Annotated in this window: 25 protein-coding genes and 1 tRNA gene; 6 read left to right on the plus strand and 20 right to left on the minus strand. The window is 59.0% G+C overall.

Annotation, left to right across the window (positions count from 1 at the left end; genetic code table 11):
* Positions 1 to 82: 82 nt before the first annotated feature.
* Positions 83 to 604, plus strand: coding sequence for a TIGR02281 family clan AA aspartic protease (locus tag AT6N2_RS09815; protein WP_186376743.1), 522 nt, complete (start codon positions 83 to 85; stop codon positions 602 to 604).
* Here the strand turns inward: AT6N2_RS09815 and deoA are convergent.
* From deoA to AT6N2_RS09865, 10 genes are all read right to left on the minus strand, one after another.
* A complete protein-coding gene (gene deoA, locus AT6N2_RS09820) occupies positions 597 to 1,913 on the minus strand; it encodes a thymidine phosphorylase (RefSeq protein WP_209086149.1) in 1,317 nt (438 codons plus the stop codon). The genes AT6N2_RS09815 and deoA overlap by 8 nt on opposite strands.
* Positions 1,910 to 2,683 (minus strand): deoxyribose-phosphate aldolase, encoded by a 774-nt coding sequence (gene deoC, locus AT6N2_RS09825; protein ID WP_063949367.1) that lies wholly within the window; start codon positions 2,681 to 2,683, stop codon positions 1,910 to 1,912. Before deoC ends, deoA begins: the two co-directional genes overlap by 4 nt.
* A gap of 2 nt (positions 2,684 to 2,685) precedes the next feature.
* The gene (locus tag AT6N2_RS09830) at positions 2,686 to 3,486 is read right to left on the minus strand and encodes a purine-nucleoside phosphorylase (RefSeq protein ID WP_063949366.1); all 801 of its coding nucleotides are present in this window, start codon (positions 3,484 to 3,486) and stop codon (positions 2,686 to 2,688) included.
* Positions 3,486 to 3,890 (minus strand): cytidine deaminase, encoded by a 405-nt coding sequence (locus AT6N2_RS09835; protein ID WP_063949365.1) that lies wholly within the window; start codon positions 3,888 to 3,890, stop codon positions 3,486 to 3,488. The genes AT6N2_RS09830 and AT6N2_RS09835 overlap by 1 nt, the downstream gene beginning before the upstream one ends.
* Before the next feature lie 4 nt (positions 3,891 to 3,894).
* On the minus strand, positions 3,895 to 4,866 hold the full coding sequence (locus AT6N2_RS09840; RefSeq protein WP_063949364.1) for an ABC transporter permease: 972 nt from the start codon (positions 4,864 to 4,866) through the stop codon (positions 3,895 to 3,897).
* A 6-nt stretch (positions 4,867 to 4,872) separates the two neighbouring features.
* Positions 4,873 to 5,976 carry an ABC transporter permease gene (locus AT6N2_RS09845; protein WP_063949363.1) on the minus strand — a complete coding sequence of 368 codons (1,104 nt, stop codon included), beginning with the start codon at positions 5,974 to 5,976 and terminating at the stop codon, positions 4,873 to 4,875.
* Positions 5,977 to 5,983: 7 nt separating this feature from the next.
* Positions 5,984 to 7,489, minus strand: a complete 1,506-nt coding sequence (locus AT6N2_RS09850) for an ABC transporter ATP-binding protein (protein ID WP_077224815.1) — start codon at positions 7,487 to 7,489, stop codon at positions 5,984 to 5,986.
* 82 nt (positions 7,490 to 7,571) lie between these two features.
* Positions 7,572 to 8,564: a BMP family lipoprotein gene (locus AT6N2_RS09855; RefSeq protein WP_045015424.1), complete on the minus strand. Its 993-nt coding sequence runs from the start codon at positions 8,562 to 8,564 to the stop codon at positions 7,572 to 7,574.
* A gap of 214 nt (positions 8,565 to 8,778) precedes the next feature.
* A complete protein-coding gene (gene msrA / locus AT6N2_RS09860; protein WP_063949361.1) occupies positions 8,779 to 9,429 on the minus strand; it encodes a peptide-methionine (S)-S-oxide reductase MsrA in 651 nt (216 codons plus the stop codon).
* A 73-nt stretch (positions 9,430 to 9,502) separates the two neighbouring features.
* The gene (locus AT6N2_RS09865) at positions 9,503 to 9,820 is read right to left on the minus strand and encodes a hypothetical protein (RefSeq protein WP_209086152.1); all 318 of its coding nucleotides are present in this window, start codon (positions 9,818 to 9,820) and stop codon (positions 9,503 to 9,505) included.
* Positions 9,821 to 10,040: 220 nt separating this feature from the next.
* Between AT6N2_RS09865 and AT6N2_RS09870 the strand changes: the two genes are divergently transcribed.
* From AT6N2_RS09870 to dnaJ, 3 genes are all read left to right on the plus strand, one after another.
* Positions 10,041 to 10,130, plus strand: a tRNA-Ser gene (locus tag AT6N2_RS09870).
* Positions 10,131 to 10,422: 292 nt separating this feature from the next.
* Entirely contained in the window at positions 10,423 to 12,324 is a 1,902-nt protein-coding gene (dnaK, locus tag AT6N2_RS09875) for a molecular chaperone DnaK (RefSeq protein WP_063949358.1), read from the plus strand.
* Positions 12,325 to 12,413: 89 nt separating this feature from the next.
* A complete protein-coding gene (gene dnaJ / locus AT6N2_RS09880; protein WP_209086155.1) occupies positions 12,414 to 13,550 on the plus strand; it encodes a molecular chaperone DnaJ in 1,137 nt (378 codons plus the stop codon).
* Positions 13,551 to 13,616: 66 nt separating this feature from the next.
* Here dnaJ and AT6N2_RS09885 read toward each other — a convergent pair whose 3' ends face one another.
* The 10 genes from AT6N2_RS09885 to polA form a co-directional block, all read right to left on the minus strand.
* Entirely contained in the window at positions 13,617 to 14,168 is a 552-nt protein-coding gene (locus AT6N2_RS09885; protein WP_209086157.1) for a DUF924 family protein, read from the minus strand.
* Positions 14,169 to 14,180: 12 nt separating this feature from the next.
* A complete protein-coding gene (locus AT6N2_RS09890; protein ID WP_144576237.1) occupies positions 14,181 to 14,393 on the minus strand; it encodes a SlyX family protein in 213 nt (70 codons plus the stop codon).
* A 145-nt stretch (positions 14,394 to 14,538) separates the two neighbouring features.
* Positions 14,539 to 16,044 (minus strand): tripartite tricarboxylate transporter permease, encoded by a 1,506-nt coding sequence (locus AT6N2_RS09895; protein WP_004439149.1) that lies wholly within the window; start codon positions 16,042 to 16,044, stop codon positions 14,539 to 14,541.
* Positions 16,045 to 16,053: 9 nt separating this feature from the next.
* The gene (locus AT6N2_RS09900) at positions 16,054 to 16,515 is read right to left on the minus strand and encodes a tripartite tricarboxylate transporter TctB family protein (RefSeq protein WP_004439147.1); all 462 of its coding nucleotides are present in this window, start codon (positions 16,513 to 16,515) and stop codon (positions 16,054 to 16,056) included.
* A 99-nt stretch (positions 16,516 to 16,614) separates the two neighbouring features.
* On the minus strand, positions 16,615 to 17,598 hold the full coding sequence (locus tag AT6N2_RS09905) for a tripartite tricarboxylate transporter substrate-binding protein (RefSeq protein WP_063949790.1): 984 nt from the start codon (positions 17,596 to 17,598) through the stop codon (positions 16,615 to 16,617).
* 198 nt (positions 17,599 to 17,796) lie between these two features.
* Positions 17,797 to 19,143, minus strand: a complete 1,347-nt coding sequence (locus AT6N2_RS09910; protein WP_209086160.1) for a sigma-54-dependent transcriptional regulator — start codon at positions 19,141 to 19,143, stop codon at positions 17,797 to 17,799.
* Positions 19,140 to 20,942 carry a sensor histidine kinase gene (locus AT6N2_RS09915; RefSeq protein ID WP_209089653.1) on the minus strand — a complete coding sequence of 601 codons (1,803 nt, stop codon included), beginning with the start codon at positions 20,940 to 20,942 and terminating at the stop codon, positions 19,140 to 19,142. Before AT6N2_RS09915 ends, AT6N2_RS09910 begins: the two co-directional genes overlap by 4 nt.
* A gap of 184 nt (positions 20,943 to 21,126) precedes the next feature.
* Positions 21,127 to 21,312: a 50S ribosomal protein L32 gene (gene rpmF, locus AT6N2_RS09920; RefSeq protein ID WP_003507205.1), complete on the minus strand. Its 186-nt coding sequence runs from the start codon at positions 21,310 to 21,312 to the stop codon at positions 21,127 to 21,129.
* Positions 21,313 to 21,464: 152 nt separating this feature from the next.
* Positions 21,465 to 22,223 carry a DUF1868 domain-containing protein gene (locus AT6N2_RS09925; RefSeq protein ID WP_209086163.1) on the minus strand — a complete coding sequence of 253 codons (759 nt, stop codon included), beginning with the start codon at positions 22,221 to 22,223 and terminating at the stop codon, positions 21,465 to 21,467.
* Between the two features lie 76 nt (positions 22,224 to 22,299).
* On the minus strand, positions 22,300 to 25,299 hold the full coding sequence (gene polA / locus AT6N2_RS09930) for a DNA polymerase I (RefSeq protein ID WP_209089654.1): 3,000 nt from the start codon (positions 25,297 to 25,299) through the stop codon (positions 22,300 to 22,302).
* 90 nt (positions 25,300 to 25,389) lie between these two features.
* Here polA and AT6N2_RS09935 point away from each other — a divergent pair, with 90 nt between their 5' ends.
* Both AT6N2_RS09935 and AT6N2_RS09940 read left to right on the plus strand, forming a co-directional pair.
* Positions 25,390 to 25,797, plus strand: coding sequence for a hypothetical protein (locus AT6N2_RS09935; RefSeq protein ID WP_209086166.1), 408 nt, complete (start codon positions 25,390 to 25,392; stop codon positions 25,795 to 25,797).
* A 288-nt stretch (positions 25,798 to 26,085) separates the two neighbouring features.
* Positions 26,086 to 26,520: a MarR family winged helix-turn-helix transcriptional regulator gene (locus AT6N2_RS09940; protein ID WP_209086168.1), complete on the plus strand. Its 435-nt coding sequence runs from the start codon at positions 26,086 to 26,088 to the stop codon at positions 26,518 to 26,520.
* The last annotated feature ends 118 nt before the right edge of the window (positions 26,521 to 26,638 follow it).

Here is a 26,638-nt window from a genome sequence, read left to right on the forward strand (position 1 = left end):
CGGATGGCTTATTGTTTTAGGATTTCAGCATGTTTTGCGCCTATTCTGGTGGGGACAACCCCATTTCCTCAGGAGCATGAATTTGCTGCCCCGCGCCATTTTATTGTTTGTCGCTCTTTCAGCCGGCGCGACCCAAATTCCGGCATTGATGGAAAAAATTCAGCCGCGTCCGGAAACATCTACGGATCACCCGCCGGCATCGCCTGAAGTCTCCCGCCCCCAACCGGTCTCGCTGGGCACCGTGAGCCTGAAAGCGGATGACCGCGGTCACTTCAACGCGACTTTTCGCATCAACGGAAAGTCCGTGGATGGGTTGGTGGATACGGGTGCTTCCATGGTCGCAATCAACGAAACGATCGCCAGACGCCTCGGTTACGGCGCCAATAGCCTCGATTTCAAATATGCGATCTCAACCGCCAACGGGCGGACAATGGCCGCCTATGTGAAACTGGACCGGGTCGAAATCGGCGCTATCCGTGTTCAGGGTGTCGACGCCATGGTTCTAAAGGACAATGCGCTGGGCAACATGCTTGTGGGTATGAGCTTCCTGAAGCAATTGTCGTCGTTCAAAGTGTCGGGCGGCGAATTGCGTCTGGTCAGGTGATCCGCTCTATGACGGGATCGCGAACGTCCGGCGCGCTGTCAGCGATGACATAACAGGACATTATTTTTTTGGCGGCACGCTCGGCAGCTTCCATTGAAGACGCATGAACCGTGGCAATCGGCTGGCCCTTTTCGACGGGCGTGCCGAGCGGCATCATATCCGCGATACCCACGGCAGGATTGATCCTGTCCGCCGGCGTTCTTCTGCCGCCACCGAGTTCAACGACAACCATCCCGAGGTCGCGGGTGGCGCAGGCGGCAAGCGTGCCGTTCCGCTCCGCCAACACAGGAAAAATGAACGGCGCGGACTGCAGGTAGCGGGACGGATGTTCGACAAAGTCTGACGGACCACCGAGAGCAAAAACCATCCGCGCGAAGGTTTCAAGCGCCTTGCCTGACGTTAAAGCGGACGACGCCAAGGCGTGTCCTTCCTCAAGCGTTGACGCTTTTTGCGTCTGCACCAGCATCTCTGCTGCGAAGCAAAGCACGACCTTTTCGAGACGTGTGCCAGCTTTTCTGCCGGCAAGGAAGTCGAGACAGTTGACGATTTCCACAGCGTTGCCTGCGGCATCGCCTAGCGGTTCGTTCATGTCGGTGATCAGCGCCGTGGTCGGCAGGCCTGCGCCGTTTGCCACTTCGACCAGCGCATGGGCCAGGCTGCGCGCCTCATCGAGACTTTGCATGAATGCGCCGTTGCCGACCTTCACGTCGAGAACGAGCGTCTGCAGTCCCGCGGCCAGTTTTTTCGACAGGATGGACGCAGTAATCAGGGGAATGGAATCCACCGTCGCAGTCACGTCCCTGATGGCATAAAGACGTCTGTCGGCGGGCGCAAGATCGCCCGTCTGGCCGATAATGGCGCAGCCGACGGACCGCACCGTCCGGCGAAGCAACGTCTCGTCCGGCATGACGTTATAACCGGGAATCGCTTCAAGCTTGTCGAGCGTGCCCCCGGTATGACCGAGCCCCCGGCCTGATATCATCGGCACAGCGAGACCACAGGCGGCAACGATGGGGGCAAGCATCAGAGACACATTGTCGCCGACGCCGCCTGTCGAATGCTTATCCGCGACAGGCTTGTCGAGATCGGTCCAAGACAGGACATCACCGCTGTCGCGCATCGCGAGCGTCAGCGCCACCATCTCATCCCGGCTCATGCCGCGAAAGAACACCGCCATGGCAAAGGCGGCCGCCTGCCCTTCAGAGATGCCGTTTTTCGACAGCGCTTCGACGAAAGCAGCGATCTCCTCCGGTTCCAGCGGCAGTCCATCACGTTTACGGCGGATGATTTCCTGCGGGATCAAGCTCAATACCCGCTGACGGCCTTGGCCGGTTCACCACCGGCCAGCACATTCAAGACATCATCAAGAATGCCGGAGGCTCCAAAACGGAAGGTGGAAGGCATGGCCCAGTTCGGCGCCATGATGGTTTCGGCCAGCCGCAGATACAGTGTCGCATCCTCCACGGTGCCTATGCCGCCGGCGGGCTTGAAACCCACCTTTTGGCGGCTGTCACGGATCGCCTGCAACATGATGTCAGCCGCCTCCAGCGTGGCATTCACGGCAACCTTTCCGGTCGAAGTCTTGATGAAATCGGCCCCTTCGGCAATGGCGAGTTCCGATGCACGGCGGATCAGCGCCTTGTCCTTCAACTCGCCGGTTTCGAGGATGACCTTGAGAAGAACGGGAGCAACGCAGACCTTGCGCACGGCAGCGACCATCTGCGAAACGGCGGTTTCATCGCCGGCTATGAATTTGCGATAGGGAATGACGAGGTCGATTTCGTCGGCGCCATCACGGATCGCCGCTTCGGTTTCCGCAACAACGGTTGCCACGTCGAGATCGCCCGACGGAAAATTGACCACCGTTGCAATGCGGATCGCATGATCCTTTCCGAACGCGGCGCGCGCCTGCGCCACGAAGCGCGGCCAGATGCAGATGGCGGCCGTATTGCCAAACTCCGTATGCGCCCGCTGGCAGAGCGCGGCGATCTGCTGTGGCGTGCAGTCTTCCTTGAGGTTGGTGAGGTCCAGCAAGGACAAAGTGAGGGCAGCCGCTTCGCGCGGACGCTGGAGTTCCATGGTCACGCTCCTCCTGCGATCATTTCCTTCAAGATGGCGGCAAGCCTTTTGCCACCCACGGGAGCCATATCCTTGGTCTCTTCATGGCTCAGTTCCGCACCGGTCATGCCGGCACCGTAGTTCGTAATAACCGATGCAGCGGCGACACGCATCCCGAAAAAGCGGGCAAGGATGACTTCCGGTACCGTGGACATGCCGACCGCATCGGCCCCCAGAACCCGCGCCATGCGGATTTCCGCCGGCGTTTCGAAGCTGGGACCGGAGAACCACATATAGACACCGCCAAACAAAGGCACCGTCGCGCGGATGGCGGCGTTGCGCATGACAAGCATCAGCTCAGGATCGTAAGCGGTGGTCATACCGACAAAACGGCGGTCACTTTCCTCGCCGATCAGCGGGTTCATGCCGGAATAATTGATGTGATCGGTGATCTGCATGACCGAGCCGGGCGGCATGTCCTGCCTGACCGAGCCAGCCGAGTTTGTGAGGATAAGCGACTGTACGCCGAGGCCGGCAAGCGCCTCGATGACCGCGCGCATGGCCGCCGGATCGCCCTTCTCGTAATAATGCACCCGGCCCGACAGCATCATGACAGGCTCGCCACCCATATATCCGGCAACAAGCTCGCCCGCGTGGCCGGAAACACCACTAGCCGGGAAGCCCGGAAGATCGGCATAGGGAACCCGGATCGGATCGCTAACCTCATCCACCAGAGAGCCGAGGCCAGAGCCGAGAACGATGGCGACGCGTGGCATCAGGCCGCTCAGGCGCTCCACCAGAATATCGATCAGGGCTTCCGTCATCAGGGCAGCTCTGTGTTGAAGCTGAAGGGAAGCAGCTCTTCCATCGTCATCACTTTCTGAACGCCTGTCTCATCGCAGAGAAAGATTTTCGTATCCGGCGTGGCGAACTCTGCGATCTTCTGTCGGCAGCCACCGCAAGGCGGGCAGAGAGCCAGCTTTTCCGCAATGACGGCGATCTCGCTGATCTTCTTTGCGCCGCCCATGATCATGGCGCTGATCGCCGAAGGTTCGGCGCACCAGCCCTGCGGAAAAGAGAGGTTCTCGATATTGGCGCCCTTGTAGATCTTGCCGTCTTCCGCGCGGATAGCAGCACCAACCGGGAATTTCGAATAGGGAGCATGGGCAAAGGCCATGGCCTCCACCGCCGCCTCAAACAGGGCGTGAGATTTCGGATCGGAAGACATGGGCTCAACGCTCCTTGGCATAGGCAACGCCGCCGGCCTTCGGTGGCTTGGCGACGCCGATGAAACCGGCAAGCAGAATGCAGGTCAGGATATAGGGCATGGCTTGGAAGATCTGCACCGGAACCTCGCCGATGCCAGGCACGGACTTGCCCTGCATGAAGTTCGCGACAGCGTCCAGAAAACCGAACAGCAGGCAGGCGAACATGACCGGCACCGGCTTCCATTTTGCGAAGATCAGGGCGGCAAGCGCGATATAGCCCTTACCGGCCGACATGTTTGCAATGAAGGCGGCAGACTGCGCGACGGCAAGATAGGCGCCGGAAAAGCCGCAGAGAAAACCGGCGACGATGACAGCCCGGTAACGCATCCACGTCACCGAAATGCCGGCGGTATCGACGGCGCCCGGATTTTCGCCAACGGCGCGCAGGCGTAGGCCGAAGCGCGTGCGATAAAGCACCCACCAGGACAGCGGCACCGCCAGAAAGGCCAGATAGGTGAGGATATTGTTGCCGGAAATGACGTTCGCATAAAGCGGACCGATATAGGGCACCTCCCGCATCGCATCCGCGCCGGGCAGAATGATGGGAGCGAAACGCCCCTCACCCGGAAGCTGGGGCGTGCGGCCGCCTTGCCCGAACCAGGCCTGCCCCAGCACCACGGTCAGGCCAGCGGCAATGAAGTTCAGTGCCACGCCCGATACGATCTGATTGCCGCGATTGGTGATGACGGCAAAGCCATGGACCAGCGAGAAAAGGATGGAGACGGCAATACCGGCCAAAAGGCCCGCCCACGGGTTCGCCGTGAGATACGCAACGCAGGCGGAGGCAAAGGCCGCTGCCAGCATCTTGCCTTCAAGTCCGATGTCGAACACACCGGCGCGCTCGGAAAAAAGCCCCGCAAGGGCGGTGAAGAGCAGCGGGATGGTGAGACGGACGGTCGAGCCAAGAATGCTGACCAGCATGTCGAAGAAATCCATATCAGCTCACCCCTTTGCCAGACGCTGGTAAATGCGGACGATTGCGGGCCGGTACATATATTCCAGCGCGCCGGCGAAGAGGATCACCAGGCCCTGGATGACCACGATCATCTCGCGGGTAATGTTGGGCATCTCGAAGGAAAGGTCTGCGCCGCCCTGATAAAGAATGCCGAACAGCAAGGCGGAGAAGATGATGCCGAGCGGATGACTTCGGCCCATCAGCGACACGGCGATGCCGACGAAGCCCGCACCGGCGACGAATTCCACCTGCAGGCGGGCCGACGCGCCCATGACCGGGTTCAGCGCCATCATGCCAGCCAGACCGCCCGATATGAGCATGGCGATGATGACGGTGCGCGCATAGGGAATGCCGGCATAAATGGCGGCGGAGGGGCTGATGCCGAGCGTACGCATCTCATAACCGAGCTTGGTGCGCCAGATCAGCACCCAGACCAGGAAACACATCACCAGTGCAATCAGGAAGGACACGTTGAACGGTGCCGGACCGAGCTTGAGGCCAAAGAGTGCCATCAACCAGTCGAGTTTTGGCAATTGGCCACCAGGGAGAAAGGTTCGGGTTTCCGGCGCCATCTTGCCGGGCACGATCAGTACGTTCACCAGCAGATAAACCATCAGGGCCGCGGCAATGAAGTTGAACATGATGGTGGTGATGACCACGTGACTGCCGCGTTTTGCCTGCAGCCATGCCGGAATAAAGGCCCAGGCGGCGCCAAAAACAGCAGCGCCGATGACGGCGAAGGGCATCGTCACATACCATGGCACATAACGATCGAGCGCCAGCGCCACCAGCGCCGCGCCAAGGCCACCGACATAGGCCTGACCTTCGGAGCCGATGTTGAAGAGCCCGGCATGGAAGGCGACGGCGACAGAAAGGCCCGTGAAAATGAAACTCGTCGTATAGAACAGCGTGAAGCCGATGGCGTCACCTCGTCCGAGCGCCCCTTCGATCAGCAGGCGCAACGCCGCCAGCGGGTTTTCACCGATGGACCAGACAACGAGGCCGGAAATCAGAAAGGCGGTAACGACATTGAGAAACGGCAGGAGGCCGTAGGTAATCCAGTTTGGCAGCGGTACGGAAGCGGTGCTCATTCATGCCTCATGCGGCGATGCCGGCCATCATAAGGCCCAGCGTCTGTTCTTCGGCTTCCGCCGTTTTCTCTCCAACGACACGGCCTGCGAACATGACCATGATCCGGTCCGAAAGGGAACGGATTTCATCGAGTTCGACCGAAACCAGCAAAATCGCCTTGCCAGCATCGCGCATTTCGATGATGCGGCGATGAATGAATTCGATGGCACCAATGTCCACGCCGCGGGTCGGCTGACCGATGATCAGCATCTTGGGGTCCCGTTCGATTTCCCGGGCGACAACGATCTTCTGCTGGTTGCCGCCGGAAAAATTGGCGGTCTTCAGCTGCGGGTTCGGCGGGCGGATATCGTATTTCTCGATCTTTTCGACCGCATCCTTGCGGATGGCCTCTGGGTTGAGGAACGGCCCTTTGCCATACCGTTCATCGTGATGATAGCCGAGGATGGAATTTTCATATTCCTCGAATTTCAGCACCAGCCCCATATGGTGGCGGTCTTCCGGGATATGGGCGAGGCCAAGCCTGCGTAAAATAGCGGGATCCGGGCGATCCACCTTCTGACCATCCACCCAGATTTCGCCGGAATAGGGTTTGCGGATGCCGGCGATGGCTTCCAGCAGCTCCGACTGGCCGTTGCCTGCGACACCGGCTATGCCGACGATTTCACCGGCCCGGACATCAAGCGAAACGTCGTCGACCATGGTGACACCGCGGCTATCCTTGACGGTGAGATTGCGGATCGACAGAAGAATGTCGCCCGGCGTCGTTTCGCCCTTTTCCACCCGCAGCAGCACCCGGCGGCCGACCATCAGTTCGGCCAGCTCCTCGACGCTGGTTTCGGAGGTTTTCCGGGTCGCCACCATTTCACCGCGGCGCATGACGGAGACGGAGTCCGTGATCGCCATGATCTCGCGCAGCTTGTGGGTAATGAGAATGACTGTCTTGCCCTGATCGCGCAGAACGCCGAGGATCTTGAACAGATGATCGGCCTCGGCCGGCGTCAGAACGCCGGTGGGCTCATCGAGGATCAGGATTTCCGCTCCACGATACATGGCTTTGAGAATTTCGACGCGCTGCTGCAGGCCGACAGGCAATTCCTCGATAATCGCGTCCGGATCTACTTCCAGCCCATAATCGTCTTCCAGGCGCTTCAGCTCCTTGCGTGCACCGGCCCGGCCATTGGCCAGCAGCGCACCGCCTTCGGCCCCGAGCATGACATTTTCCAGCACGGAGAAGTTTTCGACCAGCATGAAGTGCTGATGCACCATGCCGATGCCGGCATTGATGGCCGCCTGACTGTCCCGGATCGCAACGGGCGAACCATTCACCCGGATTTCTCCGGCATCCGCCTGGTAAAACCCGTAAAGGATCGACATGAGCGTCGATTTTCCGGCACCGTTTTCGCCGATGATGCCGTGGATCGTGCCCTTGGCAACGGTCAGATTGATATTTTTATTGGCGTGAACGGCACCGAATTTCTTGTCGATGCCCACGAGCTCGATTGCTGGGTCCATACTCAAACCGAAACCTTTCCGAAGGCTGGATATGAAAAGGGCGCAAGGTGAAAATCACCATGCGCCCCAGTCAGATATCATATCATTTCGGGCAGGAATTATCCGCCATATAGTCATGGACCTTGACGGTGCCGGCAATGATGTCGGCCTTCGCCTTGTCTACCGCGGCGATCATTTCAGGCGTGATAAGCGCCTTGTTGTTATCGTCGAGCGCATAGGCGACGCCATCTTCCTTGACGCCGAGAGCGACGATGCCAGGAGTGAACTTGTCGTCCTTGGCGTCCTTGTAGGCATTGTAGACAGCCAGATCGACGCGCTTGACCATCGAGGTCAGCACCGAACCCGGATGCAGATGGTTCTGGTTGGAGTCGACGCCGATCGAATACTTCTTGTTGTCTGCGGCAGTCTGGAGCACGCCGATACCGGTCGCACCGGCTGCCGCGTAGATCACGTCAGCGCCCTGGTCGATCTGGTTCTTGGTGAGTTCGCCACCGCGAACGGGGTCGTTCCAGGCCGCACCCGTGGTGCCGGTCATGTTCTGGAAGACTTCGATCTTGTCGTTGGCAGCCTTCGCGCCCTGCGCATAGCCGCAGGCGAATTTGCGGATCAGCGGAATATCCATACCGCCGATGAAGCCAACCTTGCCCGTCTTGGAGGCCATGCCGGCCAGCAGACCGACGAGGTAAGACCCTTCGTGCTCCTTGTAGACGACCGAGCGAACGTTCGGCAGTTCAACGACGGAATCGACGATGACGAATTTGGTATCGGGGAATTCGGCAGCAACCTTTTCCATGGCCGAGGTCCAGGCAAAGGACACGGCGACAACAGGGTTGAAACCCTTGCTGGCGAAGTTGCGGATGGCCTGTTCGCCCTGCGTGTCGCTGGTTGGCTCGAAGTCGCGGAACTCGATGCCCGTTTCCGCCTTGAACTTTTCAGCGCCGGCCGCAGCGGCCTCGTTGAACGACTTGTCGAACTTGCCGCCCGTGCCATAGACCAGCGCAGGCTTGATATCCGCGGCAAGCGCGGAAGCCGACATTGCGGCAAGCGCAAAAAGCGTCAGAAGGGATTTTTTCATTGTGCAGCCCTGTTGTTGCAATTGATATTGTAAGGGTCCTCCCGCAATCCCGTTTCCCGGGAATGTCTGCGGAACCGCCAGCCGTTATACCGGCTGTGCTTGCCTCATATCCTTGCATGGCTCAATGAAAAATTCATCCGGTTTTTTTGACCCGGTGGAAAAACTTTGATCTGACGATTTTTTAGTCTTTCCACCGGGCAGAACTGCAAAAAAACTAGTCGATATTGCAGCTTACGCCGGTTCCCCTGAGGCCGCAGTACCCGCCCGGATTCTTGGCAAGATATTGCTGGTGATAGTCCTCAGCGTAATAAAATGTTTCGAGCGGCCCGATCTCGGTGGTGATGGCAGCACCATGGCCTGCATGTTTCAAAGCGTCTTGAAACGCATCCCGCGCTTTCTGCGCCTGCTGCAGTTGCCCTTCCGTCGTCGCGTAAATCGCGGAACGATAGGTTGTGCCGACATCGTTGCCCTGGCGCATACCCTGCGTCGGATCGTGCTCCTCAAAGAAAATCTTCAGGAGGCCCGAGAGCGATATGATGGCAGGATCATAGACGACCTTCACCACCTCGGCGTGGCCAGTCTGGCCGGTCGTCGTCTCGTGATAGGTGGGGTTGCGGGTGAAACCGCCGGCGTACCCCACCGCCGTGACCCACACGCCCGGCGTTTTCCAGAAGAGGCGCTCCGCACCCCAGAAGCAGCCCATGCCCAGATAAATGACTTCAAGACCCTCGGGGTATGGCCCTTTCAAAGGCCGGCCGTTGACGAAGTGGGCCTCCGGCACGAAGAGCGCTTCTTCGCGACCGGGCAAAGCGGTCTCCGGCGTCGGCATCGTCGTCTTTTTTGAAAGCGTATCGAACAGGAACATTCAGTCCTCCATGCGGCGAGCTCCGCCGCTGTTCAGGGTTCACATCCGCGGGCGCAATTTGAAAGACAGGATGTTAAACTGACAGGCGCCGCATAACCCGGTGTTTCCTGTACCCCGCCATCCAGCAGAGGAGAGAGATTGCCAGGCAAACAGCAGATGCAGGCACCGCCGACAGGACATTTTCAACGAAGCGCCACGCTTCAGGGTGAATATAGTGAGCCATAGCCGCTTCTGCCATGGTCCGCGAGGCAGGAAGAAGGTAGTTCCATGCTGACAGGATGCCGGTAATGCTGACAGAGGACGTGGAAACCGAGCGGATCGAATCGAAAACGCCCAGACAAACCGCCACAACGAGGAAAAGAAAGCTCAAGAACCGCATAAAAGCTTTCATCGGATGTACCTCGCTCAGGCCCTGCCAGTCAGACAGCACATTATAAAAAACAATAATGCATGGATAAAGGCCGCAAAACCGGTTTGCAATCGTACCGGATGCAAGGAAATTGCCGACATTTCAAAAAACTGTCAGATTCGTGTTGATCCCTGCGAATTCATCGGTATATATCGCGCCGTTCCAGTGATTTGCATTCTTCATGACATGCAGACTTGAAAAAGGACAGGTGGCCGAGTGGTTTAAGGCGCACGCCTGGAACGCGTGTGTGCGTGAAAGCGTACCGTGGGTTCGAATCCCACCCTGTCCGCCATTTCGCCCTTAATGTCAGTGGATCGTTCGATTTAAGCCAGCGCTGAACGACGGCTTTTAACGTCACAGGACGCCGTGTAAGGGTATCCGTGCGCGGTGACGGCTCCGCTTCTGCCCACTCCAGGCTTTCTCGTGATTTTTGCTGCGCTTCCCCCTCTCTTGCGCCTTGCAGCGGCAAAAATCGCTCCTTATATACGCCGCATAACAGCAGCGAAGGCTGCAAATCCAAGTCAAGGTGCTGTCACAGGAATGCCTCACGGGGTTCAGACAGCGCGCTTCAAGGAGAGAAGAGCATGGCAAAAGTAATCGGTATCGACCTTGGCACGACCAACTCCTGCGTTGCAGTGATGGATGGCAAGGACACGAAAGTTATTGAGAACGCGGAAGGCGCGCGCACGACGCCGTCCATGGTGGCATTTTCCGACGATGGCGAACGCCTTGTCGGTCAGCCGGCCAAGCGCCAGGCGGTCACCAACCCGACCAACACCCTGTTTGCGGTCAAGCGCCTGATCGGCCGCCGTTATGAAGACCCGACCGTCGAGAAGGACAAGGCTCTTGTTCCCTTCGAGATCGTCAAGGGCGACAATGGCGACGCCTGGGTGAAGGCGCAGGACAAGAATTATTCCCCATCGCAGATTTCCGCGATGATCCTTCAGAAGATGAAGGAAACGGCTGAAGCCTATCTCGGCGAAAAGGTCGAAAAGGCCGTCATCACCGTTCCGGCTTACTTCAACGACGCGCAGCGCCAGGCAACCAAGGATGCCGGCCGCATCGCCGGTCTTGATGTTCTGCGCATCATCAACGAGCCCACTGCGGCAGCGCTTGCTTACGGCCTCGACAAGAAGGACGGCAAGACGATCGCCGTTTATGACCTTGGCGGCGGTACCTTCGATATTTCCGTTCTGGAAATCGGCGACGGCGTCTTCGAAGTGAAGTCCACCAATGGCGATACCTTCCTTGGCGGTGAAGACTTCGACATGCGTCTGGTCGAATATCTGGCTGGCGAGTTCAAAAAGGATCAGGGCATTGACCTGAAGAACGACAAGCTCGCTCTGCAGCGCCTCAAGGAAGCTGCCGAAAAGGCGAAGATCGAACTGTCGTCCTCGCAGCAGACCGAAATCAACCTGCCGTTCATCACGGCCGATGCTTCCGGTCCGAAGCACCTGACGCTGAAGCTGACCCGTGCGAAGTTCGAAAGCCTGGTCGACGACCTCGTGCAGCGCACCGTTGCGCCTTGCAAGGCAGCGCTCAAGGATGCCGGCGTCTCCGCTTCCGAGATCGACGAAGTCGTTCTCGTCGGTGGCATGAGCCGCATGCCCAAGGTGCAGGAAGTCGTCAAGCAGCTGTTCGGCAAGGAGCCGCACAAGGGCGTGAACCCGGATGAAGTGGTTGCCATGGGCGCAGCCATCCAGGCTGGCGTTCTGCAGGGCGACGTCAAGGACGTTCTGCTGCTCGACGTGACCCCGCTGTCGCTCGGCATCGAAACGCTGGGTGGTGTCTTCACGCGTCTGATCGATCGCAACACGACGATCCCGACGAAGAAGAGCCAGACCTTCTCGACCGCCGAGGACAACCAGTCGGCCGTGACGATCCGTGTCTCGCAGGGCGAGCGCGAAATGGCGCAGGACAACAAGCTGCTTGGTCAGTTCGACCTCGTTGGCCTGCCGCCGGCACCGCGCGGTGTTCCGCAGATCGAAGTCACCTTCGATATCGACGCGAACGGTATCGTGCAGGTTTCGGCAAAGGACAAGGGCACCGGCAAGGAACAGCAGATCCGCATCCAGGCTTCCGGTGGTCTTTCTGACGCCGACATCGAAAAGATGGTCAAGGACGCAGAAGCCAATGCCGAGGCCGACAAGAAGCGTCGTGCGGGCGTGGAAGCCAAGAACCAGGCCGAAAGCCTCATCCACTCCACCGAGAAGTCGGTGAAGGAATATGGTGACAAGGTTTCCGAAACCGACCGCAAGGCGATCGAAGACGCCATTGCCAGCCTGAAAACTGCGGTTGAGGCCTCCGAGCCTGACGCCGACGACATCCAGGCGAAGACCCAGACCCTCATGGAAGTCTCCATGAAGCTCGGTCAGGCCATCTATGAAGCGCAGCAGGCCGAGGCTGGCGACGCTTCCGAAGGCGGCAAGGATGACGTCGTCGACGCCGACTACGAAGAAATCAAGGACGACAAGAAGTCCGCATAACCGCGTGACTTTCCGTCTCCTGACAATTTATGCAAGACATCCGGCTGCCGCGTGCAGCCGGAAATCCATTTGCGGGGCTTGTTAACTGAATGGCGAAAGCAGACTTTTACGAAACACTCGGCGTCAGCAAGACTGCGGACGAAAAAGAGCTGAAAAGCGCCTTCCGCAAACTCGCGATGAAGTACCATCCGGACAAAAACCCTGATGATGCCGAGTCCGAACGGAAATTCAAAGAAATCAACGAAGCATACGAGACGTTGAAGGACCCGCAGAAGCGTGCGGCCTATGACCGTTTCGGCCATGCAGCCTTTGAAAATGGCGGCATGGGCGGCGGCGGTGGCTTTGGCGGCGGCGGTTTCGCCAATGGCGGCTTCTCGGATATTTTCGAAGACATCTTCGGCGAGATGATGGGTGGCGGCCGTGCGCGCCGTTCCTCCGGCGGACGCGAGCGCGGCGCCGATCTTCGCTACAACATGGAAATCACGCTGGAAGAAGCCTTCACCGGCAAGACGGCGCAGATCAGGGTTCCGACCTCGATTACCTGCGACGTCTGTTCCGGCTCGGGCGCTAAGCCCGGCACGCAGCCGAAGACATGCGCCACCTGCCAGGGTTCAGGCCGCGTGCGCGCCGCGCAGGGCTTCTTCTCGGTGGAGCGTACCTGCCCCACTTGTCACGGTCGCGGACAGACAATCTCCGACCCTTGCGGGAAGTGCCATGGCCAGGGCCGCGTGACGGAAGAGCGTTCGCTCTCGGTCAACATTCCCTCGGGCATCGAGGACGGCACACGCATTCGCCTGCAGGGCGAAGGCGAGGCCGGCATGCGTGGCGGTCCGGCGGGCGATCTTTATATCTTCCTGTCTGTGCGTCCGCATGAGTTCTTCCAGCGCGACGGTGCCGATCTTTATTGCACCGTGCCGATCTCGATGACGACGGCTGCACTTGGCGGCACCTTCGATGTCACGACGCTCGACGGCAGCAAGTCGCGCGTCACGGTTCCCGAAGGCACCCAACCGGGCAAGCAATTCCGTCTGAAGGGCAAGGGCATGCCGGTGCTGCGTTCGGCGCAGACGGGCGACCTCTATATCCAGATTCAGATCGAGACGCCGCAGAAGCTCAGCAAGCGTCAGCGCGAGCTGTTGCAGGAATTCGAGCAGCTGTCTTCCAAGGAGAATAACCCGGAATCCACGGGCTTCTTCGCCCGGATGAAGGAATTCTTCGACGGCTGATCGCCGCCGCCCCATGCTTTAAGGACGCCGCCATCCTTCGGGACTGGCGGCGTTTTCATTTCGGGCTCAGCCGGAAAAGCCACCTTCATCAAGATACTGCCGTTCCTCCGGCGTCGTTTCCCGCAGCAAGATGTCGTTACGATGCGGAAAGCGGCCGAAACGCTCGATGATCTCGCGATGTTGTTCGGCGTGATGCAGATAAAGCCCGCCAAGCGGCAGGTTGAGACAGCACGCCCGGTGCTGCGCCTCCATATCCTCTGCGTGAGAAAAGGGCAGATAGAAGAAGACGCGCAGATCCTCACTCACCGCCTGATCATGCCCGCGCCGGATGGCTTCATCGGCCAAAAGACGCGCCAGAGGATCCGTTGCATACATGTGCGCCGTATCGCGAAAGCAGTTGCGCGGAAACTGATCCAGCAGCAGCATCAAGGCGAGGCTACCTTCGGCACCCTCCAGCCAGCCATCCAGTTCCCGCCTTGCGGCAGCGAAATGAGCGTCACGGAAACGGTCGTGAAAATCACTGTCGAAGGCGGCATCCTTATCAAACCATTTGTCGGGGCCAGCCTTCTTCCAGAAATCGACGATCTCGGCTGCAAGTTTGGCGGTGTCGTTCTTCATCGTGTGCTCCCGTCAGTAGTGCGGCGGCCTTGTGATGGCAGGCGCGTCCAGCGATTGCTCCTCAAGGCTCAGGAACCGCTCCGTCAGGCGGTCGAGCTTGGCGCGGGTCTGTTCCACAACCTTCCACTGTTCCGCCAGCTGGTCCGACAGTTCCTCTATCACCTTCACCTGATGCGCGACCGTCTCCTCTAGCGCAATGATCCGATTTTCGGTTTCCGACGTCATGGTGACCTCTCTTTCCCGCCCTTCCTTGGGCTTAAAAGTGTGTGAGTCAACCATATGTCACCTTCGTGAAGAGAATTCGTGCGTCGATCCCGGCACAAAAAAACCGGCGATGTCACCATCGCCGGCATCTGAAGTTTGATATCGCTCAGTCTTCTTCTACGAAAACCTCTTCGCGTTTCTTCTTCACGCTGGGCAGGAAGACGATGATCAGCACGGCGAGCGCGATGAAAAGCAGGGTGGCGCTGATTGGCCGGGTCACGAAGGTCGACGGATCGCCACGTGACAGGATCATGGCGCGCCGCAGGTTTTCCTCCAGCAGCGGACCAAGCACGAAGCCCAGAAGCAGTGGGGCAGGCTCGCAACGCAGTTTCACCAGCACATAGCCGATGAAGCCAAAGAAGGCGACGGCATAGAGATCGAAGACGTTGGAATTGACGCTGTAGACCCCGATGGCGCAGAAGGCCATGATGATCGGGAAGAGCACGTAATAAGGTACCGTCAGCAGCTTCACCCACAGCCCGATCAGCGGCAGGTTGAGGATGACCAGCATCAGGTTACCGATCCACATGGAGGCGATGATGCCCCAGAACAGCGCCGGCTGCTCGGTCGCCACGTTCGGACCGGGAACGATGCCCTGAATGATCATCGCGCCGATCATCAGCGCCATCACCGGATTGGCCGGAATGCCGAGCGTGAGCAGCGGAATGAACGACGTCTGGGCGCCGGCATTGTTGGCTGATTCCGGACCGGCCACACCGGCAACCGCGCCGTGCCCGAATTCTTCCGGGTTCTTGGAGACACGTTTCTCCACGGTGTAGGAGGCAAAGGCGGCAAGGATCGCCCCGCCACCCGGCAGGATGCCGAGAGCCGAACCGATGGCCGTGCCGCGCAGAACCGGCCCTACCATGCGCTTGAAATCATCCTTGGTGGGCATCAGGCCGCTGACCTTGGCGATCAGCACCGAGCGGGTCCGCTCGTTTTCAAGATTGCGCAGGATTTCGGCAATGCCGAACACACCCACCGCGACGGCCACGAAATTCAGGCCATCGGCATATTCGCGAATGCCGAGGGTGAAGCGCGGGGTACCGCTGTAAATATCCGTGCCGACCAGACCGAGCAGCAGGCCGAGCACGACCATGGCCAGCGCCTTCACGATGGAGCCATGGGCGAGCGCGATGGACGACACGAGGCCGACGACCATCAGCGAGAAATATTCGGCCGCGCCGAATTCCAGCGCGATTGCCGTGAGCGGCGGCGCGAAGATTGCGACGAGGAAGGTCGACACCGTGCCGGCGAAGAACGAGCCGATGGCGGCAATAGCGAGAGCAGCACCGGCCTTGCCCTTGCGTGCCATCTGGTAACCATCGATGGCGGTGACGGCTGATGACGATTCGCCGGGCATGTTGATCAGAATGGCCGTGGTCGAGCCGCCATATTGCGCGCCGTAATAAATGCCGGCGAGCATGATCAGCGACGAGACCGGTTCGAGCTGAAAGGTGATTGGCAGCAGCATGGCGATGGTCGCCGTTGCGCCGATGCCGGGCAAAACGCCGATGAGGGTGCCAAGCAGCACGCCGATAAGGCAGAAAAAGAGGTTTGCCAGCGACGAGGCGGTGACGAAACCGAGCGCAAGGTTATCGAGCAAATCCATCGCTACACCTCAGAAGTTGAGCCAGGGGCCGAAGCGCTGGAAAGGCAGGCCAAGACCGTAGTTGAAAACTGCGACGGAAAAGACCGTGATGGCCGCGGAAAGAACGACCGCCATCAATGGGCTCATCTTGTGTGAGGCGAAAGACGCAATGAGCGCGCTGAAAAACAGCGCCGGCACAAAACCCAGGCCCCGGACAGTGAAACCGAAAAAGATCGGCGCGGGCAGGATGAAAAATATGCCACGCCAGGCAATTGCGCCGATGCCCTCACCAGCCGGCCGTGTTGCGCGAAGGAATATGACGCCGCCAAGCAGGATCAGGATGATGGCGAGAACGAGCGGAAAGTAGCCCGGCCCCATGCGAAAGGCGGTTCCAATTTCCAGACCGTAGGACTGCAAGGCAAAAAAGACCCCAAGCCCCATAAAAATTGCCCCGCAGACGGCTTCGGCAGGGTCATTGAATAACGATTTCATGAAAGATGCCCCTTCATCGCGGCCGGCGCCAGACCGGCCAACCGGTTGAAACGATCGCAGTCAACCGGCGACGAAACGCCGCCGGTCCATCCGCGTTCATCAGTCGGCATATTGGCCGGCGGACTCGATAACCGGCTTCCAGCGAGCTATTTCGCTCTCAAGCTTGGCCTTCAGCGCTGCCGGCGTCGCATCGCTTTCCGGCGACGGCGTGGTGCCGAGCTCGGCAAAGCGGGCCGCGACGTTCTTGTCCTTCAGCGCCACCTGCAGCGACTTGGAGAGCTTCTCGTTGATTTCGGCAGGCGTACCCTTCGGCGTGTAGATACCGTGCCAGATGCCAACTTCGAGTTTGGGCAAGCCTGCTTCGGCGACCGTCGGTACGTCCTTCAGCACATCGAGCCGCTTCGGCGACGTTACGGCGTAAGCTTTGACAGTGCCGCCCTGGATCTGCTTGGTGGTGTTGGTGGTCTGGTCGCACATGATATCGACCTGGCCGCCGAGCAGGTCGGTCATGGCAGGGCCGGTGCCCTTGTAGGGAACGGTAACGAGCGGCGTCTCGATGGCGCTCATGAACAGCATGCCGCACAGATGCGAAGCGGCGCCGATGCCGGCATTGGCAACGGTGACCTTGTCCTTGTTCGCCTTGGCGTAATCGATCAGCCCCTTGAGGTCCGTGGTCTCGAGGTTCTTGCGAGACAGGATGGTCATCGGCACTTCGGTGACCAGACCGACATATTCGAAGGCGTTGGTCGTATCGTAAGCAAGCTTGCGATAGAGCGTGGCGCTGGTTGCCATGCCGATATGGTGGAGAAGGATGGTGTAACCATCGGGATCAGCGGAGGCGACGCGGCCGGCGCCAAGCGTCCCGCCGGCGCCTCCGACATTTTCAACGATGATCTGCTGGCCGAGGTCCTTCGACATGGATTCAGCCACGAGACGCGCGACCGTGTCCGTTGGGCCGCCAGCCGAGAAAGGCACGACCATGGTGATGTTACGCTCGGGATAGGTCTGAGCGGATGCGGCCAGCGCGAAAAGGGAAACGGCAGCGGCGGCAGCAAGGCCGGAAACTGTCTTCAGTATTTTCATCGATTCCTCCCGGATGAAAATGATCGCCACTTCAGCCGCGCATGCTCCTCCATGGCGGCCGGGGTGATCATATTTGCGATCCGGGATTGCTGTTCGGCAACGCGCTTCGCCAAGCGACGTCGACTTTTGTCACCATTGTCCTTTCTGATGTGTGGATTTCGACCCATGATGAGAAATCCATGGGTGGAAATCCACACATCAGACATCCGTCATATGCTTTTGCAGGCCATATTTCTGCATTTTTTCATACAGAGTTTTGCGGGAGATACCGAGGTTCTCGTACACCGATTTGAGATTGCCGCCATTGGCCGCGATGGCGCGAGCGATCAGATTTTTTTCATAGGCGCCCACGCGAGCAGCGAGAGGCGACCTGGCCTCTTCTCCGGCGATCAACGACGTTTCTGATGGCTCGTCCTCCAGTCCGAGAACGAATCGGTCTGCGGCATTGCGCAATTCGCGCACATTGCCCGGCCATTCGCGAAGTGCGATGGAGGCAAGCAGTTGCTGCGGCACGTCCATATCGTCGCGGCCGTAGCGGGCCGCGGCCTCCCTAACCAGATGCAGGAACAGCAAGGGAATGTCAGCACTGCGTTGCGCCAAAGCGGGGACGAGGAGTGTCGCCACGTTCAGCCGATACAGGAGATCGGCTCGGAACCGGCCTGCCGCAACCTCCTGCTCGAGATCAACCTTGCTGGTGGCGATGAAGCGGACATCAAGCTCGACGGTTTCGTTGGAGCCGAGGCGGGTAATCACCCGCTCCTGCAATACCCGCAGGAAACGTCCCTGCAATTCTGATGGCATGGAGCCGATCTCGTCCAGAAGAATGGTGCCGCCACGTGCATGTTCGAACTTGCCATAACGCGCACGAAGCGCACCCGGAAACGCACCAGCCTCATGTCCAAACAATTCACTCTCGATCAACGTCTGCGGAAGGGCCGCGCAATTGATCGCGACGAAGGGCCGGTTGGCCCTGGCGCTGATATCATGCAGCGCCCGCGCGACGACCTCCTTTCCCGCCCCCGTATCGCCGACGATAAGCGTGTCGGCATCGGTCGCACCGATCGCGCGGATGCGGTATCGCAGATCGACCATGACCGGTGTTCGGCCGGGCAGACGTGTTTCGAGATCATCGTGCTTGCCGGCTACTGCTTTCAGGCGGCGGTTTTCCAGCACCAGCGCCCGCCGGTCATTGGCTCTCTTGATGATGCCGGCGAGATATTGCGGGGTGAAGGGCTTCTCGATGAAGTCATAAGCGCCGTTGCGCATGGCGTTGACGGCAAGCTGCACATCACCGTGGCCGGTCATCAGGATGACGGGTATTTCCGGGTCAAGCTCCCGCACTTTTTGCAGCAGCGTCATGCCGTCCATGCCGGGCATGCGGATATCACTGACCACGACACCGTCAAAACTATAACCGATGAGCTCCAGCGCATGTTCGGCGCTCGCCAGCATGGTGACGGCGAAACCCGAAAGCTCGAGCGCCTGCGCGGTCGAAAAGCGCAGCTCCTCTTCGTCGTCGATCAAAAGCACCCGCGAAGTGGTCATTCCGCCGCCACCTCCATGCGCCAGACAGCAGCCGGCAATTCAATTGCGAACTCCGCTCCGCCGTCTTCATGATTTCTGACGCGGAGCTGGCCGCCGAAGTCCTTGATGATGTTATAGGAGATCGAGAGGCCGAGGCCCAGACCGCGGCCCACACCCTTGGTGGTGAAGAAGGGATCGAAAATGCGCTCCGAAATCGCCGCCGGTACGCCCGGACCGCGGTCGCGGATGATGACGGAAACGATCTGGCCTTGCTGCGCCGCCTGAAGCGCAATCCGGCGGTCCTCCCGGCCTTCGACGGCATCAGCGGCATTGGAGATGATGTTGACGAGCACCTGCTGCAGCCGCACCGGCCCTGCCTTTACGGCGAGCGGGACCGGGCCAAGATCAACCTCCAGCACCGCATTGGCGGCCTTGAGCCGCGGCCCGACGATTTCAAGCGTATCGCGAAGCACCGTTTCCAGACCCACCGCCGCCATCTTCTCATTCGGCTTGCGGGCAAAGTTGCGCAGGTGCTTGCTGATTGACGCCATACGATCGATCAGCCCCGATATGCGCCTGAGGTTTTCCGTCACGTCCTCCAAGCGCCCGCGCTCCACCAGAAGCGAGGCATTTTCGGCGTAATTCTTGGCGGCGGCCAGCGGCTGGTTGAACTCGTGCGACAGGGCCGCCGACATCTGCCCGAGAGCCGCCAGCTTTCCGGCCTGCACCAGATCGTTCTGCATCTTGCGCAACTGTTTTTCCGTCTGGCGACGTTCGGCGATCTCGTGTTCGATCTCCCGATTGACGCGGGCAAGGTCCGCCGTGCGTTCCTCGACCCGACGCTCCAGTTCTGCCTGGGCTTCGGCCTGATGGATCAGGCGTTCACGCAGCCGCCGCCGCCTCTGCAACATGGCGGCGATCAACGCTGCCGCAAGACACAAGCAGAGTATGATCGCGATCATCGCCGTCTTCACCTGCGTCCGAAGCGAACCCGTGTCCATGAGCACGCTGACGGTCCATCCCGCATCCGCCATCGGCTGCGACAGAACCATATATTCCCTATCCCCTTCGTTTTGGCTAATCGTCATCAACTGATGCGAGCCGAAATTGCCGTGTTTCAGCGGCAGTTCCTTCAGCGTGGCATTGGCGTAACGGCGTGAGGCCTCGGTGCGGGCCAGCCTTTCCGGCGTCAGCGGCATCAGGCTGGAATAAAGCCATTGCGGTGTTCCCGTCATGAAGATGATGCCCTCGGGGTCCGATACGAGAATACGGTTCTCCCCATCGCCGAAAGAGGCCTCGATGCCTTCGATATCGACCTTGAAGACAATGACGCCCTTTATTTCCGCATTGAAGAGAATGGGCGCGGAGAAATAATATCCGCGCTTGTGCGAGGTCGTGCCGAGCGCGAAGAATCGCGACTGCAGGCCCCTCGCCGCATCCTGAAAATAGGGACGGTAGCTGAAGTTCTCGCCGACGAAGCTTGTCGGACCATCGTAGTTGCTGGCCGCGATGGTCTCGCCATCCAGCGTGATGATGTAGATATCGGAGGATTCCAGCAGAGTGTTGATGGATTTGAGGTAGACATTGGCGCGCTGGCGCAAGGCTTCATCTTTGGGATGGGCCACCAGTTCCTCAATGTCATCATGATCTGCAATCAAGGCCGGAAGCGGCTCGTAGCGGTTCAGAAGGCCGCCCAGGGCGGAGACGGCAAGCCGGAGCGTCGTTCGCCCCTGCTCGGACATTTCACCGAAATAGCTCTCTGCAATGATGCCGCTTCCTCTCGTCACGGCGCCATAACCGAGGCCCAGACAGAGCATCATCAACAAAATAGAGCGATATTTCACCGAAACTCCCCTCGCGCCGCAGGCAGCTAACCCGCTCTCCCGAAGCGAGTGTAGGAGGAGTGAGAACATTTTCCAAGTGAGCGCTGGACACCGTTAGAGATCGCTTAAAACAAAAAACCGGCCACGAGGGCCGGTTTTTGCAAAGTCATGCCAGAAAAGCTTACGCGCTTTCCTTCGGCGTCAGAACCTGGCGGCCGCGATACATACCGGTCTTCAGATCGATATGGTGCGGACGGCGCAGTTCGCCGGAGTTCTTGTCTTCAACATAGGTCGCAGACTTGAGACCGTCAGCCGAGCGGCGCATGCCACGCTTGGACGGGCTTGTTTTTCTTTTTGGTACAGCCATTTTTGTTACTCCACTTAAGCGGCGAAACAACGGAACCGGCCAGAACCAAAGGCCGAATGTCGGATGTCTCGATATCGGAAATTTGGCGCGCTTATACATGCCCAAACGGGCTTTGACCAGCCCTGATGCGCATTTTTTCCGATTCAGGGAAATCAGCGCCGTGGGCCTGTCTCAGAAATCGGAATCACAGGCGCGGGTTTATCGAAGACAAGGAGTTCCTTGAAGTGGTTCATATCCTTGAATTCACAGAAAGCTGGGGGGCGCATCTCGATGACAGGCGCGGCGGCGCGCAGTTTTTCAAGTTCCTCATCCAGCATGGCCTGCCAGCTCGGCAAGGATTTCGGCTCGAACCAGCGGATGATGTAAGACAGCGTGATGTGAAATTCGTAGGTGTCATGATCCGGGTGGCGATAGCCGAACAGCTTGGCAAATTCATCCCGCCAGACAGCCACGATCCGGTCATCCTCTACCGTTGCACCCTTCATGACAAGGCCTGTCGGACGCAGACCCGTCACCTGCATGTTGAATGCCGGCAGGGCCGGAAACGCGGAGAGCCGATCACGGTAATAGTCCGTCATCGCGTCTATCGGCGTATCGAGAGGCATGTTTTCCGGCCAATACGGCAAAGCACGACGAAACTCGATGATGCCTTGAAACACGGTCATATGCAGGCTGGAAACGGGCGTGAAGGCAAGTTGCGACGCCTTGGCCATGTCCATAAAGCGCTGGCGGGTCGCGATGATGGCTTTCTCCGTCTGCGAGCCGCTGACAAGATGGCTTACGACAGTATTGCCAGGCTCTGGCAGAAACTCGCCGCCCGCATTGAAGCGCGTGCCCAGATGGCGCGGCGGCTGATCGTGCGTGGCGGCGGAAATATAGTCGAGACCATTCGAGACGAGCGGGGCGTGCATGGGAAAACTCCTTGTCAGAAGTTTTCCCTAGGCTCTGCACGCGACAGGATCATGACGCCGCCGGCTCAAGAGGGGGTCAATGTGCCTCATCCCAATTGTCGGCCGCGCGCGCATCCACTTTCAGCGGCACTCTCATGGAGATCGCCGGCATGGCCGCATTTTCCATGACAGAAACGACGACCGGCAGGGTCTTTTCGATCTCCGCTTCTTCGACTTCGAAGATGAGTTCGTCATGCACCTGCAAAAGCATGCGGGCGGAAAGCTTTTCGGCCTCCAGCACCGGCTCGATGCGGATCATGGCGCGCCGGATGATATCGGCAGCGGACCCCTGAATGGGCGCATTGATGGCGGCACGCTCGTTGAAGGCCTTCACCGAGGGATTGGAGGAGCGGATTTCTGGATAATGGGAACGGCGACCAAATATGGTTTCGACATAGCCATTCTCACGGGCGAAGGCCTTGGTCGCCTCCATATAGTCGCGGATGCCGGGAAAACGCTCGAAATATTTCTTGATATAGTCGCCAGCCTCCGAGCGGGCGATGCCGAGCTGGTTAGCGAGACCGAAGGCCGATATGCCGTAGATGATGCCGAAATTGATCGCCTTGGCGCGGCGGCGTACTTCCGACGGCATGCCTTCAACTGGCACACCGAACATTTCCGATGCCGTCATCGCATGAATGTCGATACCATTTTCAAAGGCGTTTCGAAGCTGCGGAATGTCGGCGACATGGGCAAGCACGCGCAGTTCGATCTGGCTATAATCTGCCGACAGAAGCTTGTGGCCGGGCGTGGAAATGAAAGCCGTACGGATCTTGCGGCCTTCAGCTGTGCGCACCGGAATATTCTGTAGGTTCGGCTCCGACGATGACAGGCGACCTGTCGTTGTCGAGGCGAGCGCATAGGAGGTGTGCACCCGTTTCGTCTCGGGATGGATATAGCCGGGCAGCGCATCCGTATAGGTGGATTTGAGCTTTGTCAGCTGTCGCCAGTCGACAATCTTGCGCGGGAGTTCGACACCTTCTGCCGCGAGATCTTCCAGAACCTGTGCCGACGTCGACCACTGGCCGGTCTTGGTTTTTGACCCGCCTGGCAGGCCCATCTTGCCGAACAGGATATCGCCAAGCTGTTTAGGCGATCCGATGTTGAAACGTTCGCCCGCCAGTTCGTAGATTTCCTCTTCGAACGCGGCTGCCTTCTGTGCGAGCTCGCCGGAAAGCCGTGAGAGGATTTGCCGGTCGACAGTGATACCGCGCTCTTCCATATGCGCCAGAACCGGGACAAGGGGGCGCTCCAGCCGCTCGTAAACCCGGGTCAAACGCTCCGAAACAAGCCTTGGCTTCAAGGCCATCCAGAGCCGGAGGGTCACATCGGCATCTTCGGCAGCATAGGCGGTTGCCTTGTCGATATCGACGAAATCGAAGGTAACGCTCGACTTGCCTGAGCCGGCGACGTCCTTATACGGGATCGGCGTGTGGCCGAGCCAGCGCTCCGAGAGGGAATCCATACCGTGCGTCGCCTTGCCGGCCTCAAGCACGTAGGAAATCAGCATCGTGTCGTCAAAACTCTGCATGACGACGCTGTGACGTTTCATTAACAGATAATCGTATTTGAGGTTTTGTGCGACCTTGAGGACAGTTGGGTCTTCCAGCAGGTCCTTAAGTCGGGCCAAGGCCTCTGCAAAGGGAATCTGGCCTTCCGCAAGCCTGATACCATCACTAAAGAGATCGCCGCCCGAGCCCGTTTTGTGGGTCAGGGGAATGTAAGCGGCGCGGATATCGGTCCCCGAGGCATCCTTGCCGTTATCGGCGATGGCAAGCGAAAAGCCGACAAGTTCCGCAAGCATCGGGTCGAGCGAGGTTGTCTCCGTGTCGAAGGCGACAATGCCGGTTTCGCGGGCCGCGGCAATCCAGAGGTCAAGGGTCTGAAGATCACGGATCGTCGTATACCCGGTCGTATCGATCTTGGCGGCGGCAAAAAGCGCCTGTCGTGCTGCCGCAAGATCGGCGGGGGCGTTGCCTTCGCCAGATGCCTTTCTTGCAGGCGCAGCCCCGGTAACCGCAGTGTTGGTTCCGGCAGCTATCGTACCGGCGGCGCTGACAGCATCGGCTGGCGCATCAAGGTCCGGCCCATGGGCATCGGCGCCCCATTGCACCGGCACGGTGGCGGCATCGACGGCGGAGGCATCGGTATCCGTCGCTTCCGCAACGCGGCGGGTCAAGGTCGTGAATTCCATTGCCTTCAGGAAGGCGATCAGCTTCGGGCCGTTCTGCGGCTCCAGCACCAGCTCTTCAAGCGACTGCTGTAACGGCACGTCGGTCCTCAGCGCCACGAGCTGCCTCGAAATGCGGGCCAGATCGGCATTGGCAATGATGTTTTCGCGACGTTTCTGCTGTTTAATCTCGCCGGCGCGCGCCAGAAGCGTTTCAAGATCGCCATATTCTTCCAGCAATTGCGCCGCCGTCTTCGGGCCAATGCCAGGGATGCCCGGAACATTGTCGGTGGAATCACCGGTCATCGCCTGCAGATCGATCATCTTTTCGGGGCCGACGCCCCATTTTTCGATGACATCGGGAACGCCGATCTGCTTGTCCTTCATGGCATCGTACATATGCACATTGGCTGTCACGAGCTGCATCAGATCCTTGTCGGAAGAGATGATGGTCACGTCAGCGCCGATCGCCTCGGCCTGCCGGGCGTAGGTGGCGATGATATCGTCGGCCTCGAACCCCTCGGTTTCGATGCAGGGAAGATTAAAGGCGCGCGTCGCCTCCCGGATCAGTCCGAATTGCGGCACCAGATCTTCCGGCGGCGCAGTGCGATTTGCCTTGTAGAGGTCGTAGAGCTCGTTGCGGAATGTCTTCGACGAATAATCGAAAATCACCGCGAAGTGCGTCGGCGTCACACCGACATCGGTGTTACGGGCATCCTTCAGAAGCTTCCACAACATGTTGCAGAAGCCCGAGACGGCGTTGACCGGCAGCCCGTCCGACTTGCGGTTCAGCGGCGGGATGGCATGGAAGGCCCGGAAAATGAAACCGGAACCGTCAACGAGGAAGAGATGATCGCCTTTTTTCATGGGTAGCATGGATAGCGCGCCAGAGGCGAAAGGTCTATCGTGGAGATCAGATGCGAGGCTATATCTTTGATGATTTCTAGGGAAAAGCCGATGTCAAAAATTTCTATACTCAATGCCTATTTCGGAGCCGTTCTTCTCACCGCTATCGTTGTCATCGCCTCATGGCTTCAGCACGAGCCGGCAACGACAATCTTTCAGAAATCTCTCGTGGCGCCGCTTTTTCTGCTGGCGGGCACGGGCTTGCGTGCCTTTTTTCCTGAGCGTCTTGACGCGACGCGCGGCACCCTCGCAACTGCTGAATTTCACCTTCTCGAAGCCGCGGTGCTCGCGGCGTTCCTATTGCTGGTGCTCCACCCTCTGGGTGACCTAGGGCAGCAACTGACGTTCTTTGCAGTCTTTGTTTTACTGGTGGGGAGTGCGAATTTCCTCCTCGCCATGCGAGCGAAACGCAAGAACAGGCAACACGATAAAACATCGGCGCACCTTACCGATTTGTAATCCAGGCTTCCCTTGAAAAGCCGCATTTGCAGACACATTTCTTAGAGGACGGCGCCTGATCACGCCGTAGTCTGATAGCTGGCTCGTCCCCCGCCGCGTCAGACCGGACAAAGGCCTTTCCCCCTCTCCGGGCCTTTGTCCTCCAATACGACCGCCATGGCCGACCCCTCCCGGCCGTGGCGGTTTTATTTTGCGCCCCGTTCGTACTTGGCTTAAACATATCCTGCGATATATATCGTGCTATCAATATTGCCGGGTTGTCGGCAGCTATCTCTCAGGCACGGACGAATGAGCTTTTCCCGCGATGAATCAGTGATCTATCTTGCCTCGCGGATGGCGCGCGAATTCACCATGGCGTTGCAGAAAAGGGCAGCTGCGCTTGGCTTCTCGCCCGGCCAGTTCCCTATCCTCACCGAGCTATGGCACGAAGAGGGTCTGACCCAGCGGCAGTTGCTGGATAGGATAGACATTGAACAGGCGACCCTTGCCAACACGCTGTCGCGGATGGAGCGAGACGGGTTGATCGTTCGAAAGCCTCACCCCAATGATCGCCGCGCCCAGATTATCGAACTGACTCAGCGCGGGCGTGATCTGGAAGCCAATGCGATTGCCGCATCGGAGGCAACCGAAGACAGTCTGCTTGCCGATTTCCGGCGCTTCGAACGGCAACTCCTGCTGGAATATATGCGCCGGGCGATCGACAGCTCTAAAAAAGCAAAATAGTCATTGCAGGGCGAAAGCGCTTCGCAGTTTCCATGATCTGCTCTATCGTTCCGGCCGCCGCGGGCTCGTCGATTCACGACGACCCGGGCATGTTTCCCGCGATGCGCGATGCCCGGAT

Source organism: Agrobacterium tumefaciens (genome assembly GCF_017726655.1).
GTDB classification, from domain to species: domain Bacteria; phylum Pseudomonadota; class Alphaproteobacteria; order Rhizobiales; family Rhizobiaceae; genus Agrobacterium; species Agrobacterium tumefaciens_B.

Coding starts and splice junctions, on each gene's coding strand:
- msrA (WP_063949361.1), bottom strand. CDS start 9,429: ATGTTCCTGTTCGATACGCTTTCAAAAAAGACGACGATGCCGACGCCG.
- AT6N2_RS09905 (WP_063949790.1), bottom strand. CDS start 17,598: ATGAAAATACTGAAGACAGTTTCCGGCCTTGCTGCCGCCGCTGCCGTT.
- AT6N2_RS09830 (WP_063949366.1), bottom strand. CDS start 3,486: ATGACGGAAGCCCTGATCGATATTCTGGTGGAGCGCCTGAGCGGCCTG.
- polA (WP_209089654.1), bottom strand. CDS start 25,299: ATGAAAAAAGGCGATCATCTCTTCCTCGTTGACGGTTCCGGTTTCATT.
- deoC (WP_063949367.1), bottom strand. CDS start 2,683: ATGGAACTCCAGCGTCCGCGCGAAGCGGCTGCCCTCACTTTGTCCTTG.
- AT6N2_RS09925 (WP_209086163.1), bottom strand. CDS start 22,223: ATGCACGCCCCGCTCGTCTCGAATGGTCTCGACTATATTTCCGCCGCC.
- AT6N2_RS09855 (WP_045015424.1), bottom strand. CDS start 8,564: ATGAAAAAATCCCTTCTGACGCTTTTTGCGCTTGCCGCAATGTCGGCT.
- AT6N2_RS09900 (WP_004439147.1), bottom strand. CDS start 16,515: ATGAAATCGTTATTCAATGACCCTGCCGAAGCCGTCTGCGGGGCAATT.
- AT6N2_RS09910 (WP_209086160.1), bottom strand. CDS start 19,143: ATGACCACTTCGCGGGTGCTTTTGATCGACGACGAAGAGGAGCTGCGC.
- dnaJ (WP_209086155.1), top strand. CDS start 12,414: ATGGCGAAAGCAGACTTTTACGAAACACTCGGCGTCAGCAAGACTGCG.
- AT6N2_RS09850 (WP_077224815.1), bottom strand. CDS start 7,489: ATGGACCCAGCAATCGAGCTCGTGGGCATCGACAAGAAATTCGGTGCC.
- AT6N2_RS09895 (WP_004439149.1), bottom strand. CDS start 16,044: ATGGATTTGCTCGATAACCTTGCGCTCGGTTTCGTCACCGCCTCGTCG.
- AT6N2_RS09885 (WP_209086157.1), bottom strand. CDS start 14,168: ATGAAGAACGACACCGCCAAACTTGCAGCCGAGATCGTCGATTTCTGG.
- AT6N2_RS09840 (WP_063949364.1), bottom strand. CDS start 4,866: ATGGATTTCTTCGACATGCTGGTCAGCATTCTTGGCTCGACCGTCCGT.
- AT6N2_RS09835 (WP_063949365.1), bottom strand. CDS start 3,890: ATGTCTTCCGATCCGAAATCTCACGCCCTGTTTGAGGCGGCGGTGGAG.
- AT6N2_RS09845 (WP_063949363.1), bottom strand. CDS start 5,976: ATGAGCACCGCTTCCGTACCGCTGCCAAACTGGATTACCTACGGCCTC.
- dnaK (WP_063949358.1), top strand. CDS start 10,423: ATGGCAAAAGTAATCGGTATCGACCTTGGCACGACCAACTCCTGCGTT.
- AT6N2_RS09935 (WP_209086166.1), top strand. CDS start 25,390: ATGTCAAAAATTTCTATACTCAATGCCTATTTCGGAGCCGTTCTTCTC.
- AT6N2_RS09940 (WP_209086168.1), top strand. CDS start 26,086: ATGAGCTTTTCCCGCGATGAATCAGTGATCTATCTTGCCTCGCGGATG.
- AT6N2_RS09890 (WP_144576237.1), bottom strand. CDS start 14,393: ATGACGTCGGAAACCGAAAATCGGATCATTGCGCTAGAGGAGACGGTC.
- rpmF (WP_003507205.1), bottom strand. CDS start 21,312: ATGGCTGTACCAAAAAGAAAAACAAGCCCGTCCAAGCGTGGCATGCGC.
- AT6N2_RS09865 (WP_209086152.1), bottom strand. CDS start 9,820: ATGAAAGCTTTTATGCGGTTCTTGAGCTTTCTTTTCCTCGTTGTGGCG.
- AT6N2_RS09915 (WP_209089653.1), bottom strand. CDS start 20,942: ATGATGCTCTGTCTGGGCCTCGGTTATGGCGCCGTGACGAGAGGAAGC.